At 72.7% G+C, this 17,579-nt stretch carries 15 protein-coding genes and 1 pseudogene; 10 read left to right on the top strand and 6 right to left on the bottom strand.

Translation table 11 applies throughout. The features are described 5' to 3' along the window. Positions 1–55 precede the first annotated feature (55 nt). The gene (locus BS83_RS30695) at positions 56–1,609 is read right to left on the bottom strand and encodes a CYTH and CHAD domain-containing protein (RefSeq protein ID WP_232248528.1); all 1,554 of its coding nucleotides are present in this window, start codon (positions 1,607–1,609) and stop codon (positions 56–58) included. A gap of 104 nt (positions 1,610–1,713) precedes the next feature. Continuing rightward, positions 1,714–2,223, bottom strand: coding sequence for a MarR family winged helix-turn-helix transcriptional regulator (locus BS83_RS30690; RefSeq protein WP_051944361.1), 510 nt, complete (start codon positions 2,221–2,223; stop codon positions 1,714–1,716). Positions 2,224–2,308: 85 nt separating this feature from the next. Here BS83_RS30690 and BS83_RS30685 point away from each other — a divergent pair, with 85 nt between their 5' ends. The 4 genes from BS83_RS30685 to BS83_RS30670 all read left to right on the top strand — a co-directional run bounded on the left by BS83_RS30685 (position 2,309) and on the right by BS83_RS30670 (position 5,140). After that, entirely contained in the window at positions 2,309–2,872 is a 564-nt protein-coding gene (locus BS83_RS30685; RefSeq protein WP_037606690.1) for a YceI family protein, read from the top strand. 44 nt (positions 2,873–2,916) lie between these two features. Further along, positions 2,917–3,357 carry a type II toxin-antitoxin system PemK/MazF family toxin gene (locus BS83_RS30680; RefSeq protein ID WP_037606689.1) on the top strand — a complete coding sequence of 147 codons (441 nt, stop codon included), beginning with the start codon at positions 2,917–2,919 and terminating at the stop codon, positions 3,355–3,357. A 128-nt stretch (positions 3,358–3,485) separates the two neighbouring features. Continuing rightward, positions 3,486–4,478: an alpha/beta fold hydrolase gene (locus BS83_RS30675; RefSeq protein ID WP_232248527.1), complete on the top strand. Its 993-nt coding sequence runs from the start codon at positions 3,486–3,488 to the stop codon at positions 4,476–4,478. A gap of 38 nt (positions 4,479–4,516) precedes the next feature. After that, complete coding sequence (locus BS83_RS30670; protein ID WP_037606688.1) at positions 4,517–5,140, top strand: RraA family protein; 624 nt, start codon at positions 4,517–4,519, stop codon at positions 5,138–5,140. Here the strand turns inward: BS83_RS30670 and BS83_RS30665 are convergent. Then, entirely contained in the window at positions 5,130–6,140 is a 1,011-nt protein-coding gene (locus tag BS83_RS30665; RefSeq protein ID WP_232248525.1) for a glycoside hydrolase family 18 protein, read from the bottom strand. The genes BS83_RS30670 and BS83_RS30665 overlap by 11 nt on opposite strands. Before the next feature lie 102 nt (positions 6,141–6,242). Here BS83_RS30665 and BS83_RS30660 point away from each other — a divergent pair, with 102 nt between their 5' ends. The 4 genes from BS83_RS30660 to pgi all read left to right on the top strand — a co-directional run bounded on the left by BS83_RS30660 (position 6,243) and on the right by pgi (position 10,966). Continuing rightward, on the top strand, positions 6,243–6,908 hold the full coding sequence (locus BS83_RS30660; RefSeq protein WP_051944359.1) for a Pr6Pr family membrane protein: 666 nt from the start codon (positions 6,243–6,245) through the stop codon (positions 6,906–6,908). A 283-nt stretch (positions 6,909–7,191) separates the two neighbouring features. Then, a complete protein-coding gene (locus BS83_RS30655) occupies positions 7,192–7,827 on the top strand; it encodes a response regulator (protein ID WP_084715143.1) in 636 nt (211 codons plus the stop codon). Next, positions 7,824–9,038 carry a sensor histidine kinase gene (locus BS83_RS30650; RefSeq protein WP_051944358.1) on the top strand — a complete coding sequence of 405 codons (1,215 nt, stop codon included), beginning with the start codon at positions 7,824–7,826 and terminating at the stop codon, positions 9,036–9,038. Before BS83_RS30655 ends, BS83_RS30650 begins: the two co-directional genes overlap by 4 nt. Before the next feature lie 281 nt (positions 9,039–9,319). Next, entirely contained in the window at positions 9,320–10,966 is a 1,647-nt protein-coding gene (pgi, locus tag BS83_RS30645; RefSeq protein WP_037606686.1) for a glucose-6-phosphate isomerase, read from the top strand. 22 nt (positions 10,967–10,988) lie between these two features. Here the strand turns inward: pgi and BS83_RS30640 are convergent, their stop codons facing one another. Beyond that, positions 10,989–11,765: an SDR family NAD(P)-dependent oxidoreductase gene (locus BS83_RS30640; RefSeq protein WP_037606685.1), complete on the bottom strand. Its 777-nt coding sequence runs from the start codon at positions 11,763–11,765 to the stop codon at positions 10,989–10,991. Between the two features lie 87 nt (positions 11,766–11,852). On the opposite strand from BS83_RS30640, the gene BS83_RS30635 reads away from it, so the two are divergent. Next, positions 11,853–12,701 carry a thioesterase family protein gene (locus BS83_RS30635; RefSeq protein WP_408641045.1) on the top strand — a complete coding sequence of 283 codons (849 nt, stop codon included), beginning with the start codon at positions 11,853–11,855 and terminating at the stop codon, positions 12,699–12,701. A gap of 42 nt (positions 12,702–12,743) precedes the next feature. Here the strand turns inward: BS83_RS30635 and BS83_RS30630 are convergent, their stop codons facing one another. Continuing rightward, positions 12,744–13,232, bottom strand: coding sequence for a GNAT family N-acetyltransferase (locus tag BS83_RS30630; protein WP_037606683.1), 489 nt, complete (start codon positions 13,230–13,232; stop codon positions 12,744–12,746). A 109-nt stretch (positions 13,233–13,341) separates the two neighbouring features. On the opposite strand from BS83_RS30630, the pseudogene BS83_RS30625 reads away from it, so the two are divergent. Next, positions 13,342–15,737, top strand: a pseudogene (locus BS83_RS30625) (Tex family protein). A gap of 172 nt (positions 15,738–15,909) precedes the next feature. Here the strand turns inward: BS83_RS30625 and BS83_RS30620 are convergent. After that, positions 15,910–17,550, bottom strand: coding sequence for a glycoside hydrolase family 13 protein (locus tag BS83_RS30620; protein ID WP_037606682.1), 1,641 nt, complete (start codon positions 17,548–17,550; stop codon positions 15,910–15,912). Positions 17,551–17,579: the final 29 nt, after the last annotated feature.

Raw genomic sequence — 17,579 nt, 5'->3', positions numbered from 1 at the left:
GCGCAGGTCCTCGTGCGCCTGGTCGTGCAACTGAGCCGTCTGCCCGGATGTGCCCTCACTTCACGCGAACGGCCAGCGCCGCCGCGTGGCGTTCGGGGACCTGGGCCTCTGCCGCGGCGACCGCCGCGCGTTCGTGGGCGTAGAGGACGCCGTAGCCGAAGGAGGACTCGCCCGCCGCCGTCGCCGCCGCGGCGATCGCCGGGAGGGCCTCCGCCGCGAGCAGCGCGTCCTGGCGTTCGCCGAGCAGCGCCTGCACCGCCTTCATCGCGCCGGCGAACCGCGGCTGTGCCGCTCCCTCTCCCGCGTAGCGGGCGCGTTTGGACGCGCGGCGGGCGGCGTGCATGGCCTCGTCGCGTTCGTGCCCCGGCGGCAGGGCCAGCGCGTGGGCGACCCGGCCGCAGGCGCGCCGCTGCTCGCGGGTGAGCAGGCGCGGCACCTCCGTCGTGGCCGGGCGGGAGGCCCGCTTGCGCAGCGGCGGGCGGTCGGCCACGGCGTCGAGCGCGTCGAGCAGGGCGAAGTAGCGGGGGCCGTCCAGCTCCTTGGCCGCCCGCCGCCACGCCGCGGCGTAGCCGCGCCGGGACCAGGCGCCGAGACGGCGTCGCATCGGGCCGGGCCGCTCCTCCGCCGGAAGCTCGGCGAGTTCGGCCAGCAGCCGCTCGCCCAGCACCTCGCGGTCGCGCGCCGCGCCAAGCGTGTGGCCGAGCCAGCGCAGTTCCTCCTCCAGCCCGGCCACCGCCGGCAGCCGCAGCAGGCGTTCGTGCACGCGGAGCGTGCTGCGCAGACGACGGGCGGTGATCCGCATCTGGTGGACCGAGTCGGGGGCGTTCCCGCGGACCTCGGCGTCCAGGGCCAGCAGCTGGTCGACCTGCTGCCGCAGCAGCGCGCCCAGCAGCGCGCCGATCGATCCCGGGGTGAGGGTGGACCGTTCCTGGCGGGGCGGTTCGCCGAGCGCCCGTGCCAGCTTCGACCCGCTGCCGCTGCGCCGCAGCCCGGCGGCCAGCAACTGCCGCTCCAGCGCGTCGAGCAGGTCGGTGTCGCCCTCCACCAGCTCGGCCTCGACCTCGTTCCAGGACACCGACGTCAGTACCGCGCCCGAGGGGTCCAGCGTCTCGGCCGTCACGGTGTCGTCGGCCAGTTCGGCGAGCGTCCGCCCGCCCTCGTCCTCCAGCAGGGTGCGCCGACGTTCGGTGCGCAGCCTGGCGACCGGCGCGAGCGGGGCGTCCCTGACGTAGGCGCGGACCCGCGTCACCAGCTCCTCGGGAACGGCGCAGTTCTGTGTGGCGGAGGAGCCGGGCCCCTCGTCGCCCAGCGGCAGCCGCAGCTCCAGGCGGGCGCCGTCGGCGGTGGGGAGTTTCAGGTGCCAGCCGGCGTCGTGGCCGCCGGTGCGGCGGCGCAGGGTGATCCGGCGGGCGAGCAGGCGGCGGTCGGGCGTGTCGTGGTAGACCGCGTCCAGTCGTTCGGCCGGGGCGGCGACGGCGCGCGCGACGCCGGGCAGCTGATCGGCGCCGACGGGCACGTGCGGTGTCCCCGGTGCGTCGCTCTCGTACTTCCGCTCGCGTTCCAGGTGCGCCACGGGCGGAGTCGGCGCAGCGGACTTCCTGCCGGGCACCCTCCGTGCTCCTGGCTTCCTTGCCGCGCTCTTCTGGGCCATCCTCGGCGCTCCTTCCCATGAGCATCCCCGGCGGAACGGCCTGCCACGCGCTCCGTAGGTGACTAGCTGTCCGAGAGTGCGTCCGGGCAACCCTCCATGGCCCCGAGAATTCGTCCGGATATCTCGCCCAGGTGTGCGAGCTGCTCCGGCCCCAGGGGGTCGAAGAAGAGCTTGCGGACCAGTTCGACGTGGCGCGGCGCGGCGGAGCGGATGGCCTGGCGGCCGGCGTCGGTGATCACGACGTAGGAGCCGCGGCCGTCGCTCTCGCACTCGGCGCGGGCGATCAGGTCACGCTTGACCATGCGGGTGAGGTGGTGGGAGAGCCGGCTCTTCTCCCACTGGAGCTCGCGCGCCAGCTCCAGCACGCGCGCCTGGCCCTCCGGCACGTCGGTGAGGACGACCAGGACCGAGAAGTCGGCCATGGACAGCTCGGACTCGGTCTGCATCTGGCGGCTGAGCTGCGCGTCCAGCTCCTTCTGCATGCGCAGGAAGCTGCGCCACACGCGCTGCTCCTCCGGGCTGAGCCAGCGGGTTTCGGCGGGGTCGGGAGTCGTCTCCGGTGAGGTGGTCATGGAACCGATTCTACTCCTTTGGTTGACATGTCATCCAGGAGGGGTACTCTTTAGGTGACGGATCAACCATCCAGGAGAGGCCATCATGACCACCACCGCCATCACCCCCGCTCTGTCCGGCACCTACACCATCGACCCGGCCCACAGCCGTATCGGCTTCGTCGCCCGCCACGCGATGGTCACCAAGGTCCGCGGCTCCTTCAACGCCTTCAACGGCGCGGTCACCGTGGACGCCGACAAGCCCGAGCAGTCCTCGGTCGACCTCAGCATCGACGTCGACAGCATCGACACCCGCAACGCCGACCGTGACGGCCACCTGCGCACCAACGACTTCCTCGACGTCGCCAACCACCCGACCATCACCTTCCGCTCCACCGACGCCCGCTTCGACGGCGAGACCCTGGAGCTGGCCGGCGACCTCACCGTGCGCGGCGTGACGCAGCCGGTCACCGTCCCGTTCAGCTTCGAGGGCTCCGCCACCGACCCCTTCGGCAACCAGCGCCTGGGCTTCGAGGGCCAGCACGCGATCAGCCGCAAGGACTACGGCATCACCTGGAACGCGGCCCTGGAGACCGGCGGCGTCCTGGTCAGCGACAAGATCGTGCTCGAGTTCGAGATCTCCCTGGTCAAGAACACCAACAACGCCTGAGTAGTCGCTAGCCTGTGCGGGTGATCAATCCGACAGATGCGCACATGGAAAATCCTGGTCGCCACGGCTCCACCGCCACTCTCGAGGTGGAGCCGCGCGGCCTCGGCGCGGTGCACACCGCGTACGCGCCGCAGCACGACGGCGACCCCGATCCCGGCGAGATCGTCTGGACCTGGGTGCCCTTCGAGGAGAACGACGGCCGCGGCAAGGACCGCCCGGTGCTGATCGTGGCCCGCGAGCGGACGGGCACGCTGCTCGCCGTCCAGCTGACCAGCAAGCGGCACGACCGCAGCACCGGCGACGACGTCGCCGAGTGGGTCGCCCTGGGCGAGGGGCCCTGGGACGGAGCCGGCCGCGACTCCTGGGTCAACCTCGAGCGCGTCTTCCGCGTCCATGCCCACGGCATGCGCCGCGAGGCGGCCGCACTGGACCGCCAGCGCTTCGGCATCGTCGCCGAGCGCCTCCACCGCCTCTACGGCTGGTAGCCCCGTCGTCGGACCGGTAGTCGCCACACGACCGAAACCTGGCGCGGAGTGATCTGCGCCACCTTCTCATGCACCGTCACTGTGCCTAGCCTGAAGCCAGTTGACGGTTCGGTCGCCGAGGAGGACCCGTGACAGCGTACGTCGAGGGCGTGGAGCACCACAGCGTCGAGGTCAACGGCCTGACCCTGCACTATGCCGCCGCGGGCGACGCCGACCGCCCGCTCGTCGTGCTGCTGCACGGCTTCCCCGAGTGCTGGTACTCCTGGCGCCACCAGCTCACCGCCCTCGCCGCGGCCGGCTACCGCGCGGTCGCGCCGGACCAGCGCGGCTACGCCCGCAGTGACGCCCCGGCCGCCGTCGAGGCCTACACGCTGCCGCATCTGGTCGGCGACGTCGTGGCGCTGGTGCGGGAGTTGGGCGCGTCCAGGTTCGCCGTCGTCGGCCACGACTGGGGTGCGCCCGTCGCCTGGCTCACCGCGCAGCTCCGCCCGGACCTGGTGCGCGGCGTGGCCGGACTGAGCGTGCCGCCGCTGCCGCGCTCCGGCGACTTCCCGCCGCTGGGGGCGATGGAGGCGATGTTCGGGGGCCGCTTCTACTGGAACTACTTCTGCCGGCCCGGTGTCGCCGACGCCGAGTTCGGCGACGCGCCGGAGCGCGCCTTCCGCCGCTTCCTCTACGGCGCGAGCGGCGACAACCCGCTCAACGACCCGCCCGCGCAGCCGCTGGTGCCCGTGGACGGCGGCTTCCTTGACGCGATCGCCGAGCCGGAGGAACTCCCCGGCTGGCTCACCGAGGCCGACATCGCGGCGTTCACCTCGGAGTACGAGCGCAACGGCTTCACCGGCGGCCTGAACTGGTACCGGAACCTCGACCGGAACTGGGAACTCGGCGCCGCCTGGGACGGCCTGCCGATCCAGGTCCCCGCCCTCTACATCACCGGCGACCGCGACCTGGTCGGCGTCTTCCCCGGGATGGACAAGCTGCTCCCGGCCCTTCAGCTGCTCAACCCGACGATGCGGCCCACTCTCACCCTCCCCGGCTGCGGCCACTGGACGCAGCAGGAGCGCCCGGCCGAGGTCAACGCCGCCCTGATCGACTTCCTCGGCTCCCTCCCGGACTGAGCCCGCCCGTCGCCGAACCCGGCTGTTACGTTGAGGCCATGATCGACGTCTCCGCGCTCCGCTCCGTCCCGACCACCACGCTCGCCGATCTCCTTGGCCGTGCGCAGGTGATGGACATCGGCGTCCGCCCGCTCTGGACCGGGGCGCCGCGCGTCGCCGGCCCGGCGTTCACGGTGCGCTGCCCGGCCGGCGACAACCTGATGCTGCACGCGGCGATCCACCGGGCCCAGCCGGGCTCCGTCGTGGTCGTCGAGTCGGGCGATCTCGACCACGCCCTGGCCGGCGGCAACGTCTGCGCCGTCGCGCAGCGCCGCGGCGTCGCCGCCTTCGTGCTGGACGGCGTCATCCGCGACCTGGGGGAGGTCCGCGCCCTCGGCTTCCCCGTCTTCGCCCGCGGCGTCATCCCGATCCCCGGCGCGAAGGCCGCGGTGACGCCGCTCAACGAGCGGGTGCGCTGCGGCGGCGTCGCCGTCGACTCCGGGGACCTGGTCGTCGCCGACGAGGAGGGCGTCGTGGTCGTCCCCGCCGCCCGCCTGCAGGAGATCCTGCCCGCCGCCCGCGCCCGCCTGGACAAGGAGGCCGCCGAGTCGCTCGACGACTGGGAGGCGGCCCACCGCACCCGCATCGACGCCCTGCTGAGGCAGAACGGATTCACCGGCTGAGCGTGCTGCCGCCCCAGCCGTCGCGGTAGGCGGACCAGTCGGCGTCCGTGGCCGCGTAGTCGACGTAGAGCGCGGCGCCGAAGGAGCGGCCGTGCAGGGGGACGGCGGCGAGGGCGAGCCGGATGCCGCGGAGGGCGGCGGGGACGGTCTCGGCCGAGGCGTGGTGGCCGAGGTTGTTCTCGTGGTAGGCCGGGAGGCCGACCAGGACGTCGACGGAGGGCGGGGCGGCGGCGAGGGCGAGCTCGGTCTGCTGGGCGATGTAGCCGGAGAAGAGCGCGGTGGTGGGCATGCCGCTGTCGTAGGCCATCACGTCGACCTGGTCCACCCGGCGGGCGACCTGGGCCAGGTAGTCCTGGGACCACCACTTCGGATGGCCCGTCAGCGCGCCCGCGAGGGCGCGCAGCGGCGGGAGCGGGTCGGTCTGCGGGACGGCGGTGGACAGCACGCGGCCGCGGGCGCCGGTCAGGGCGTGCAGCCGGTCCAGGACGGCGAGGTAGCCGGCGTCGCCGGAGTGGACCGGTTCCAGGTCGAGGTTGATGCCGTCGAAGCCGAGATCCAGCAGGGAGCTCGCGGCGGCGGCCAGGTGGGCGCGGGTGGCGGGACGCGCGAGGTCGAGGCCGTGCGGGCCCTCCGAGGCGACCACGTCGCCGAGCCAGGCCTGGACCCTGACCCCGGGCGCGAGCCGGTGGAAGGTGGCGATCGCCCACGCCGCACGCGGGTGGAGCGAGGCGTCGAGGCTGCCGTCGTCCCCGGTCGGACCGACGTGGACGTAGATGTCGCGGACGCCGTGCCCGGTGCCCGCGCCGCCGAGGCGCGCCAGCAGGGCGACCGCGTCGGCCTCGGACTTCCGGCCGTCCACCCAAGCGTGGCCGAGCCAGACCGCGTCGTGCCCCCGCGTCCGGACGTCCGCCGGCGTGCCGAGGTCCGCCGCCCACAGGCCGCCCAGCGGCAGCAGCGCGACGGCCACCGCCAGCGCCGGAACGGTGATGCGTCGTCCCACCCAGCGCCACCAGCGCATGTCCCCGCCTCGTTCGTCCGCTTTTGCCCCGCACACCAGAGATGATGATCAGTACAAGGGATCGGTTCCACAGCGGGGAGAACGATGTCGCAGCAGCGGTACGCAGGACCGGCCTCACCCAGGATCGTCGCCGCGCTCCGGCTCGCCTTCGGCGTGCTCACGGCCGTCGCGCTCGGCGTCCAGGCCGACCACACGGTCTCGGTGGTGAACGGGACGATGGGGAACTTCTTCAGCTACTTCACCATCGAGAGCAACATCGCCATGACGGTGGTCCTGCTGGCGGGCGGCGTCCTCGGCCTGACGGGGCGTGCGGGGGTGCCCGACCTGCTGCGGGGGGCGGTGACCCTCTACATGGTCATCACCGGCGTCGTCTACGCCGTGGCGCTCTCGGGATACCCGCTGCTCGGCACGGTGCCCTGGGTCAACGACGTGGTGCACCGGCTGATGCCGGTGGTCGTCCTCGTCGACTGGCTCGCCGTCCCGCCGAGGCGGCGGCTGCGCTACAGCGAGGCGCTGAGCTGGCTCGTCTTCCCGCTGCTCTACCTGCCCTACACGCTGATCCGCGGGCCGATCGTGGACTGGTACCCGTATCCGTTCCTCGACCCGCGCGAGAAGGGGTACGGGCACGTCGTGGTCTCCAGCCTGGTGATCACGCTCGCGTTCTTCGCGGTGGGCGCGCTGCTGGTGTGGGCCGGGAACCTGTTCGGCCGCCGTCGCGCGACAGCGGCGGATCCGCTCGTGACTCCCTGAGGCCCGGGCCGCCGGGCCCGAGTGGCTTCGGCCCGTGTGGTCGGGCACCCCCCCGTAGTGCCCGCCACCTGGCACGTTGCCGTGCAGTGTCGTAATCATGGTCGTGCCCGAATGCGGATCGTCACCCCCGGGCGGTGGGCATCCCACCTCCGATCGGGGGTTCGATTTTCATAAGGTTGACCCCTGAGGTACGGTCACGCGGGGTTCTTTCGGCGCAGGCAGGAACACACAGGTAGGAAACGGGCACGTGGTTCCCATGCAAGCGAGCGGTCCGATCCGGGCCATGATCGTCGACGACGAGGCGCTGATCCGTTCGGGTCTGGCGATGATCCTCGGCACGGCGGAGGACATCGACGTCGTCAGCACCTGTTCGGGTGTCGAGGCGGTGGCGGAGGTGCGAAGGCACCAGCCGCACGTCGTGCTGCTCGACATCCGGATGCCGGACGTCGACGGCCTCACCCTGCTGCGCCGCATCCGCGAGCTGCCGGACGCGCCCTATGTGGCGATGCTCACCACCTTCGACACCGACGAGTACCTGGACCAGGCGCTGCGCCTGGGCGCCAGCGGCTTCCTGCTCAAGGACACCGAGCCCGACGTGCTGGCCCGCTCCGTGCGCGCGGTCGCCACCGGCGCGGGCTGCCTGTCGACGCCGGTGCTGCGCCGTCTGGGCCAGTCCAGACGCGTCGCCGGTCATCCGGCCGCGGCGGCGGTGGAGACGCTGACCGAGCGCGAGCGCCAGGTGCTCGGCTTCCTCGGCCACGGGCTCTCCAACGTGGAGATCGGCGCCCGTATGCATCTGGGCGCGGCGACCGTGAAGGACTACGTCAGCGCGGTGCTGACCAAGCTCGGCGTGACCAACCGGATCCAGGCGGCGGTGCTGGCCGAACGGGCCGGTCTGCTCGAGGAGAGCGAACTGTGAAACGCCGGCTCAGGATCTGGGCCGGACGGTTCTGCGCACGGCTGAAGGCCTGGGTGCTCGGACGGCCCGAGTGGGTCAGGTACTGGGTGATCACGCTGCTGCTGGTCGGCGTCGCCTACCTGGACGCGGGCCTGAACTACCCGGGGCCCAAGGACTGGGCCTTCTGGATCTCGATGTTCTCCTGCGTGGTCCTGGTGGCCCGCGGCTGGTATCCGCGGCTGGTGCTGTGCGCGACGCTGCCGGGGCTCTACGCGGGCACGGCGCTGGTCGCCTCGATGGTCGCGCTCTACACGGTCGCCCGCTCCCGCGCGGCGGCCTGGCAGGCGTGGCTGGCGGCGGCGTTCCTGTGCATCGGCACGTACCTGCCGTGGCCCATCAGCAAGGTGCTGACGGAGTCGCCCAGCGACCACACCCAGCGGGCCATCTACGCCTGCATCTACGCCATCGGCCCCACGGCGCTCGGCCTGCTGGTGCAGACGCGCGAGGCGCTCCAGTCCCGCATCGTCGAGCTGGCCACCCTGCGCGACCACGAGCGGGAACTGCACGCGCAGACCGTCATCGCCCGTGAGCGGGCCCGCATCGCCCGGGAGATGCACGACGTGGTCTCGCACCAGGCGGGCCTGATCGCGGTCCAGGCGGGCGCGCTCCAGGTCACCGCGAAGGACCCGACGGTGCGGGAGACGGCCGGCACGCTGCGCGGGCTGGCGGTGGCCACGCTGGAGGAGCTGCGCAGCATGATCCTGGTGCTGCGGGCCGCCGGCGCGGGCCCGACGGAGCTGGCCCCGCAGCCGCGGCTGGCCGACCTGCCGCGCCTGGTCGCGGAGTCCGAGGCGGGCGCGGAGCTGGAGGTCGCCGGGGGCCGGCCGGTCAGCAAGCTGCCGCTGCTGCCCGAGCCGATCGAGCGGGCCGCGTACCGGACGGTCCAGGAGGCGCTCACCAACGCCCGCAAGCACGCGCCGGGGGCGCGGACGCTGGTCCGGCTGGAGCTGCGGGAGGACTGCCTGCGGGTGGCCGTCACGAACGGACCCCCTGAGGTCGCGGCCCTGCCGGGCGACACCTCGACCTGGGACCCGCTGCCGGGCGGCGGCCACGGCATCGTCGGCCTGCGGGAACGCGCCGCGCTGCTCGGCGGCACGCTCGCCGCCGGCCCGACCGCCGACGGCGGCTTCAAGATCCGCCTCAGCCTCCCGCTGACGACGGCGTCGCACTGAGGGGCCCTTTCGTAGGCGGGCAACCAGGCAGTGCCCGGGGGCGCGGGGAACCGCGAGAGAACCATTGTGTGCGGATGGCCCTGGCCGAGGCGGACCATCTGCTCATCGGTGGCTTGTCGCGCAGTTCCCCGCGCCCCCGGGGTGGTGCAACTTCCCCTTTGTGAAGCAGCACTGTCCCGCCCCCTGAGGGCCTGCCACATCCTGCCTGCTCGAACGCATAGGCTCGGACCCGACGAGACGGTCCGTGAGGGCGGGCCGGTGTCTTGGATGGAGAGCACGCAATGTCCCAGGGAAACCGTCTGGACCAGCTGCCCGTATGGGCGGAGCTCGAGGCGCATCGGGCCGAGTTCGGGGAGACGCACCTGCGTTCGCTGTTCGCCGAGGACCCCAAGCGCGGTGAGACCCACACCCTGCAGGTCGGCGATCTGCACATCGACTACTCCAAGCACCTCGTGGACGACCGCGCGCTGAACCTGCTGCGCGAACTCGCCGAGGTCCGGGGCGTCGCGGCCCTTCGGGACGCCATGTTCCGGGGCGAGAAGATCAACATCACCGAGAACCGCGCCGTCCTGCACACCGCGCTGCGCGCGCCCCGCGGGGCCGTCGTGGAGGTGGACGGGGTGAACGTCGTGCCCGAGGTGCACGCCGTGCTCGACAAGATGGCCGGGTTCGCGCGCCGCGTCCGCTCGGGGGAGTGGACCGGTCACACCGGCAAGCGGATCCGCAACATCGTCAACATCGGCATCGGCGGCTCCGACCTGGGGCCGGCCATGGCCTACGAGGTGCTGCGCAGCTTCGCCGACCGTGAGCTGACGGTGCGCTTCGTCTCCAACGTCGACGGCGCCGACCTGCACGAGGCGGTGCGCGACCTGGACGCCGCCGAGACGCTGTTCATCGTCGCGTCCAAGACCTTCACCACCATCGAGACCGTCACCAACGCCACCAGCGCCCGCAACTGGCTCCTCACCGAGCTGCGGGCCGACACCGGGGCCGTGGCCAAGCACTTCGTCGCGCTGTCGACCAACGCCGACGAGGTGTCGAAGTTCGGCATCGACGTGGCGAACATGTTCGAGTTCTGGGACTGGGTCGGCGGGCGCTACTCCTACGACTCGGCCATCGGCCTCTCCCTGATGATCGCCATCGGCCCGGAGGCCTTCGGCGAGATGCTGGACGGCTTCCGCCTGGTCGACGAGCACTTCCGCACCGCGCCGCCGGAGCAGAACGTGCCGCTTCTGATGGGTCTCCTCGGGGTCTGGTACGGGGCGTTCTTCGACGCGCAGGCGCACGCCGTGCTGCCGTACTCGCACTACCTGTCGAAGTTCACCGCCTACCTGCAGCAGCTGGACATGGAGTCCAACGGCAAGAGCGTGCAGCGCGACGGGCAGCCGGTGGCCTGGCAGACCGGCCCCGTCGTCTGGGGCACCCCGGGGACCAACGGCCAGCACGCGTACTACCAGCTGCTGCACCAGGGCACCAAGGTGATCCCGGCCGACCTGATCGGCTTCGCCCGTCCGGTCGCCGACCTCGCGCCGGGCCTGGTCGCGCAGCACGACCTGCTGATGGCGAACCTGTTCGCGCAGGGCCAGGCGCTGGCGTTCGGCAAGACGCCGGACGAGGTGCGCGCCGAGGGCGTCGCCGAGGAGCTGGTGCCCCACAAGACCTTCAAGGGCAACCACCCGACCACCACCATTCTGGCCACGGAGCTCACGCCGTCCGTGCTGGGGCAGCTGGTCGCCCTCTACGAGCACAAGGTCTTCGTCCAGGGCGCGATCTGGAACATCGACTCCTTCGATCAGTGGGGCGTCGAGCTCGGCAAGGTGCTGGCCCGCCGGATCGAGCCGGCCCTGGTCGAGGGCGCCGGCCTGGACGCGCTGGACTCCTCCACCGCCGGACTGGCCAACCGCTACCGCGAGCTGCGCGGGCGCTAGGGGCTGTTCGAGGACCGGGTCCTCACCAGGGCATCGCCACGCCGCCGTTGGGTCGCAGGATCTGTCCGGTCACGAACCGGGCGGCGTCGCTGACCAGGTAGTGGACGGCGTAGGCGATGTCCTCGGGCTCGCCGATCAGCCCGAGCGGCGACATCCGCCGGAGCGGCTTCTCGGCGGCGGCGCGGGCGTCCTCGTCCACGCTGCCGTCGGGCCGCAGGTAGTGACGTGCGGTCATCGCGGTGCGCACCAGTCCGGGCGCCACCGCGTTGACCCGCACGCCGTGGCGGCCGACCTCGGCGGCCAGGTTCTTGGTCAGCTGCACGACGGCGGCCTTGGAGACCGAGTAGCTCATGATCTCGGGGGTGGCGCTGTCCACCGCGCCGGAGGCGGTGTTGACGATCACCCCGCCGCCCTGCGCGCACATGATCCGTGCGGCGGCCTGGCAGGCGTGGAAGGTGCCCTTGAAGTTGACCGCCATGACGGCGTCGAGGTCCTCCTCGGGCACGTCGACGACGAGTCCGGTGCGGATGACGCCGGCGATGTTGCAGAGGATGTCGAGCCGGCCGAAGCCCTCGGCGGTGCTCTCGACCAGTCGGAAGACGGCGGCCCGGTCGGCGACGTCGACGGCGGCGGCCACGCCGTCGAACTCCCTGGCGGTGGCCTTCGCGGCGATGTCGTCCACGTCCGCGCAGACGACGCGCGCCCCCGCCCCGGCCAGCACCCGGGCGGTGGCCCGCCCGATGCCGCTGCCCGCGCCCGTCACGATGGCGACCCGTCCGTCCAGCGCATAAGGAAGCATGGCAGCCGTGGTAGCAGAACCGCCTTGACGTCGGAAGGGCGGTGAGGTTAGCTACTGGCAAGTAACTTATCTGGGGAGTGCACCGTGGTGAGCGAGTTCGACCAGGGGACCGCCGTCGTGCGTCGGCCCGCCGAGGACGGGCCGGCCGACGCGCCCGTCGTGTTCGACGCGGAGCTCGACAAGGGCTGGCAGATCGGTGGCGGCATCAACGGAGGCCTGCTGCTCGCCCTGGTCGGACGGGCCCTCTCCGAGCGGCTCGACGAGGTCGGCGGCCACCCGCAGCCGGTCTCGGTCAGCGCCTACTACCTCTCCGCCTCCCGTCCGGGACCGGCCGAGGTGCACGTGGAGACGATCCGCTCCGGGCGCAGTCTCAGCAGCGGCTCCGCGGTGCTGGTCCAGCACGACGACGAGGGCCGCCCGGTCGAGCGTCTGCGGGTGCTGGCCCACTACGGCGACCTGGCCCGCGCCGACGAGGACGTCCGCACCAGCGCGAAGCCGCCGGCGCTGCCCCCGGTCGAGCAGTGCGTCAGCACCGCGGCCGCGCCGCCGGAGTTTCTGGCCTCGGCCAACCTGCTGGAGCGGCTGGACCTGCGCCTCGACCCGGCCACCGTGGGCTGGGCGCTGGGCAAGCCGTCCGGCGAGGGCCGCATCCAGGGCTGGTTCCGCCTGGCCGACGGCCGCGAGCCCGACCCGCTGGCCCTGCTCTTCGCCGTCGACGCCCTGCCGCCCACCACCTTCGACCTGGGCCTCTTCGGCTGGACCCCGACCGTGGAGCTGACCGTCCACGTCCGCGCCCTCCCCGCGCCGGGCTGGCTGCGCATCGTCCACTCGACCCGCAACCTGGCCGGCGGCTTCCTCGAGGAGGACTGCGAGATCTGGGACTCCGCCGACCGCCTGGTCGCCCAGTCCCGCCAACTGGCGGTCGTCCCGCGCTGAGGCCCGGCGCGGGGCCCGGCGGGTCCGCCGGGGCCTTCGGCGTCAGAGCTTCTGGTACATGATGTGCAGCCCGACGTAGCCGAGCGTCGGGTGGTGGAAGCCCTCGGGGATCGTCGTCATGATCTCGAACCCGATGGACTGCCAGAGCTTCACCGCGCGGGTGTTGCTCTCCACCACGGCGTTGAACTGGACGCCGCGGAAGCCCTCGCGGCGGGCCCAGGCCAGCAGGTCCTCGCCGAGCGCCCGGCCGACGCCCTGACCGGCGTGTTCGGGGGCGACCATGAAGCTGCCGCTGGCGATGTGGGAGCCCGGGCCCATCTTGTTGGCGTACATGTTCGCGGTACCGAGCACCGTGCCGTGCTCGTCCACGGCGACCACCGTGCGGCCGGGCGGGGCCACCATCCACATCGCGCGGGCCGCGGGTTCGTCGAGGTCGCGCGGGTAGACGTAGGTCTCCCCGGCCGACACGATCGTGTGGAAGAAGGGCCAGATCGACGCCCAGTCGGCGTCCGTCGCTTCGCGCAGCTCCATGGCGGAATCCTGTCATCGCGACCCGCCCGGGCGCGCGGTGGTTTTCCTCCCCGGTCCGGCCGGGACAGAATGCTCCCGCACGTATCCAGCGAGAGAGCGGTAACCAAGAGTGACCCTGTCGATTCAGCAGACCATCGCCGAGGAGCTCGGCGTCCGTCCCGCACAGGTGCAGTCCGCCGTGGAGCTGCTCGACGGAGGGGCGACCGTCCCCTTCATCGCCCGGTACCGCAAGGAGGCCACGGGCTCCCTGGACGACGCGCAGCTGCGCACGCTGGAGGAGCGGCTGCGCTACCTGCGTGAGCTGGAGGAGCGGCGCGCCGCGATCCTGGAGTCCATCCGCGGCCAGGGCAAGCTGGACGAGGCGCTGGAGGCGCAGATCCTCGCCGCCGACTCCAAGGCCCGGCTGGAGGACATCTACCTCCCGTTCAAACCCAAGCGCCGCACCAAGGCCCAGATCGCCCGCGAGAACGGCCTGGAGCCGCTCGCCGACGCCCTGCTGGCCGACCCGACGCGGGACCCGCAGGCGGAGGCCGCCGGCTACCTCGGCGAGAACGTCGCCGACGCGGCCGCCGCGCTCGACGGCGCGCGATCGATCCTGGTGGAGCGCTTCGGCGAGGACGCCGACCTGATCGGCGAGCTCCGCGAGCGGATGTGGGGACGCGGGCGGCTGGCCGCCAAGGTGCGTGAGGGCAAGGAGCAGGACGGCGCCAAGTTCTCCGACTACTTCGACTTCGCCGAGCCCTACGTCAAGCTCCCCTCGCACCGCGTGCTGGCCATGCTGCGCGGCGAGAAGGAGGACGTGCTCGAACTCTCCATGGAGCCCTACGCCGACGAGGCCGACGCCGAGGCGCCCGGCGGCTACGAGGCGAGGATCGCGAACCGCTTCGACATCGCCGAGCGCGGCCGCCCGGCCGACAGGTGGCTGCTGGACACCGTCCGCTGGGCCTGGCGCACCCGCATCCTGGTGCACCTGGGCATCGACCTGCGGCTGCGGCTGCGCACCGAGGCGGAGGACGAGGCGGTCCGTGTCTTCGCCGCGAACCTGCGCGACCTGCTGCTCGCCGCCCCGGCCGGCACCCGCGCGACGCTCGGCCTGGACCCCGGTTTCCGCACCGGCGTGAAGGTCGCCGTCGTGGACGCGACCGGCAAGGTGGTCGCGCACGACACGATCCACCCGCACGTTCCCGCCAACAAGTGGGACCAGTCGATCGCGACGCTGGCCAGGCTCTGCGCCGAGCACAAGGTCGATCTGATCGCGATCGGCAACGGCACCGCCTCGCGCGAGACGGACAAGCTGGCGCTGGACCTGATCAAGCGCCACCCGGAGCTGAAGCTCACCAAGGCGGTCGTCTCCGAGGCGGGCGCCTCGGTCTACTCGGCCTCCGCCTACGCCTCGCAGGAGCTGCCGGAGCTCAACGTCTCCATCCGCGGCGCGGTCTCGATCGCGCGCCGGCTGCAGGACCCGCTGGCAGAGCTGGTGAAGATCGACCCGAAGTCGATCGGCGTTGGCCAGTACCAGCACGACGTCTCGGAGACGAAGCTGTCGCGCTCGCTGGACGCCGTGGTCGAGGACTGCGTGAACGGCGTCGGCGTCGACGTCAACACGGCCTCCGCGCCGCTGCTGACCCGGGTCTCCGGCATCGGCGCGGGTCTGGCCGACAACATCGTCGCCCACCGCGACGCCAACGGCCCGTTCCGCAGCCGCAAGGAGCTCAAGAACGTGGCGCGGCTCGGCCCCAAGGCGTTCGAGCAGTGCGCGGGCTTCCTCCGGGTCCCCGGCGGCGACGACCCGCTGGACGTCTCCGGGGTGCACCCCGAGGCCTACCCGGTGGTCCGCCGGATCCTGGCGGCCACCGGCGGCGAGCTCAAGGCGCTGATCGGCGACGGCGCGAAGCTGCGCACCCTGCGCCCCTCCGACTTCGCCGACGACACCTTCGGCGTGCCGACGGTGGCCGACATCCTCGGCGAGCTGGAGAAGCCGGGCCGCGACCCGCGGCCGGCCTTCCGCACGGCGGAGTTCAAGGAGGGCGTCGAGAAGTTGGGCGACCTCGCCCCCGGCATGATCCTGGAGGGCACGGTCACCAACGTGGCCGCGTTCGGCGCGTTCGTCGACATCGGCGTGCACCAGGACGGCCTGGTCCACGTCTCGGCGCTGTCGAAGAACTTCGTCAAGGACCCGCGCGAGGTGGTCAAGTCCGGCGACATCGTCCGGGTGAAGGTGCTGGACGTGGACATCCCGCGCAAGCGCATCTCGCTGACGCTGCGTCTGGACGACGACGCCCAGGCGGGCGGCGGCGAGCGGGGCGACCGCGGAGGCCGGGGCGAGCGTGGCGAGCGCGGTGAGCGCAGGGACCGGCCGCAGGGGCAGCGCGGCCAGGGCGGTCAGAGCCAGGGCGGCGGGCGGCCGCAGCGGGGGACCGGCGGACGCCGGCGCCCCGTGACGGCGGCGGTGTGGCGAACAGCGCCATGGCCGACGCGCTGCGCCGCGCGGGGCTGACCAAGTAGCGAGTGGCGATGGATGGGACCGTCAACTTTCCCAGCGATCGATGGCTCATTGATTCCTGGTGCCGATTCGGCAGGTTGACGGTCCAACAGCTCGTAGGATGAATGAAGAGGCCCCTCCCGTCCCCCCGTGCGGTAGGGGCCTCATGACGTGCGGGCCGTGCCCGAACCGGGCCTACGCCTCCCCGGCGGTCCGCAGCCAGGCGGCCGCGTCGGCGGGCAGCAGCCCGTCCGACAGCGGCTCACTGGTCAGCAGCAGCGCGTCGTGCGGCGGCAGCGGGACGGCCGTGCCGCTCAGGTTCACCAGGCAGCGGAAGCCGCCCGGTCGGGCGAAGTCCAGGACGGCGGGGTCCTTGTCGGCGTCCACCCAGGTCATCGGCCCGTCGCCGAGCCCGGCCTGCTCGCGGCGGATCCGCAGCGCGGTCCGGTAGAACTCCAGGTGCGAGGCCGGGTCCCCCTCCTGCGCGGCGACGCTGAGGGCCCGCCAGGCGTCCGGCTGCACGTCCAGCCAGGGCGCCGCCGAGGCGCCGTCGGGGCTGAAGCCGAACGGCTGCTCGACCCCGTCCCAGGGCAGCGGGACCCGGCAGCCGTCCCGGCCCCGGTCCACGCCGCCGCTGCGCAGCCAGGTCGGGTCCTGGCGCAGGTGGTCGGGGATGTCCTCGACCTCCCACAGGCCCAGCTCGTCGCCCTGGTAGACGTACGCGCCGCCAGGTAGCGCCAGGGTCAGCAGGGCGGCGGCGCGGGCGCGGCGGGTGCCCAGGGCCAGGTCGACCGGTAGGCCGTGTCTGGCCGAGCGGTCGAAGCCGTAGGAGGTGTCGGGACGGCCGTAGCGGGTGACGTGCCGGGTGGTGTCGTGGTTGGACAGCACCCAGGTCGCCGGGGCGCCCACCAGCGCGTGCGCGGCGAGCGTCGCGTCGATGACCGAGCGGAGCTCGGCCGCGTCCCAGGCGGAGCGCAGCAGCGGGAAGTTGAAGGCGGTGTGCAGTTCGTCGGCGCGCAGGTAGCGGGCGAAGCGCTGCGGGTCCTCCTCCCACAGCTCCGCGACGAAGGCGCGCTCCCCTGGGTAGCCGTCCAGCAGCGCCCGCCAGGAGCGGTAGATCTCGTGCACGCCCTCCTGGTCGCGCCACGGATGCGGCCGGTGGTGGTGGCCGGCCGTGTCGGGCAGGCCGTCCTCCTTGACCAGGTGGTCCGTCACGTCGATCCGGAAGCCGTCCACGCCCAGGTCCAGCCAGAACCGCAGCACCGAGAGGAACTCGGCGCGCACCTCGGGGTGTTCCCAGTTCCAGTCGGGCTGCTCGGGCGCGAACATGTGCAGGTACCAGGCGCCGTCGGCGGTCCGGTGCCAGGCGGGCCCGCCGAAGTGCGACTGCCAGTCGTTCGGCGGGAGTTCGCCCTGCTCGCCGCGACCGGTGCGGAAGTGGAACAGCTCGCGCTCCGGCGCGCCGGAGCCCGCGGTCAGCGCCGCCTGGAACCACGGGTGCTGCTCGGAGCAGTGGTTGGGCACCAGGTCGACGACCACCCTGAGCCCGAGCGCGTGCGCCTCCGAGATCAGTGCGGCCGCCTCCTCCAGGGTGCCGAAGGCGGGGTCGACGTCGCGGTAGTCGGCGACGTCGTAGCCGCCGTCCGCGAGCGGCGAGACGTACCACGGCGACAGCCACAGCGCGTCGACACCGAGTCCGGCGAGATGCCCGAGCCGCGCCCTGAGACCGGCGATGTCGCCGGTCCCGTCCCCGTTCCCGTCGGCGAAGCTGCGAGGGTAGACCTGGTAGATGACGGCACTGCGCCACCACGGAGTTGTCTCATCGGTACTGGTCACGCGCTCCACCTTGCCCCACGCCGCCCTCG

Origin of the sequence: Streptacidiphilus rugosus AM-16, assembly GCF_000744655.1 — a bacterium.
Lineage (GTDB): Bacteria > Actinomycetota > Actinomycetes > Streptomycetales > Streptomycetaceae > Streptacidiphilus > Streptacidiphilus rugosus.
The sequence above is the reverse complement of the archived record's forward strand: the minus strand, read 5'-3'. Positions and strand labels throughout refer to the sequence as shown.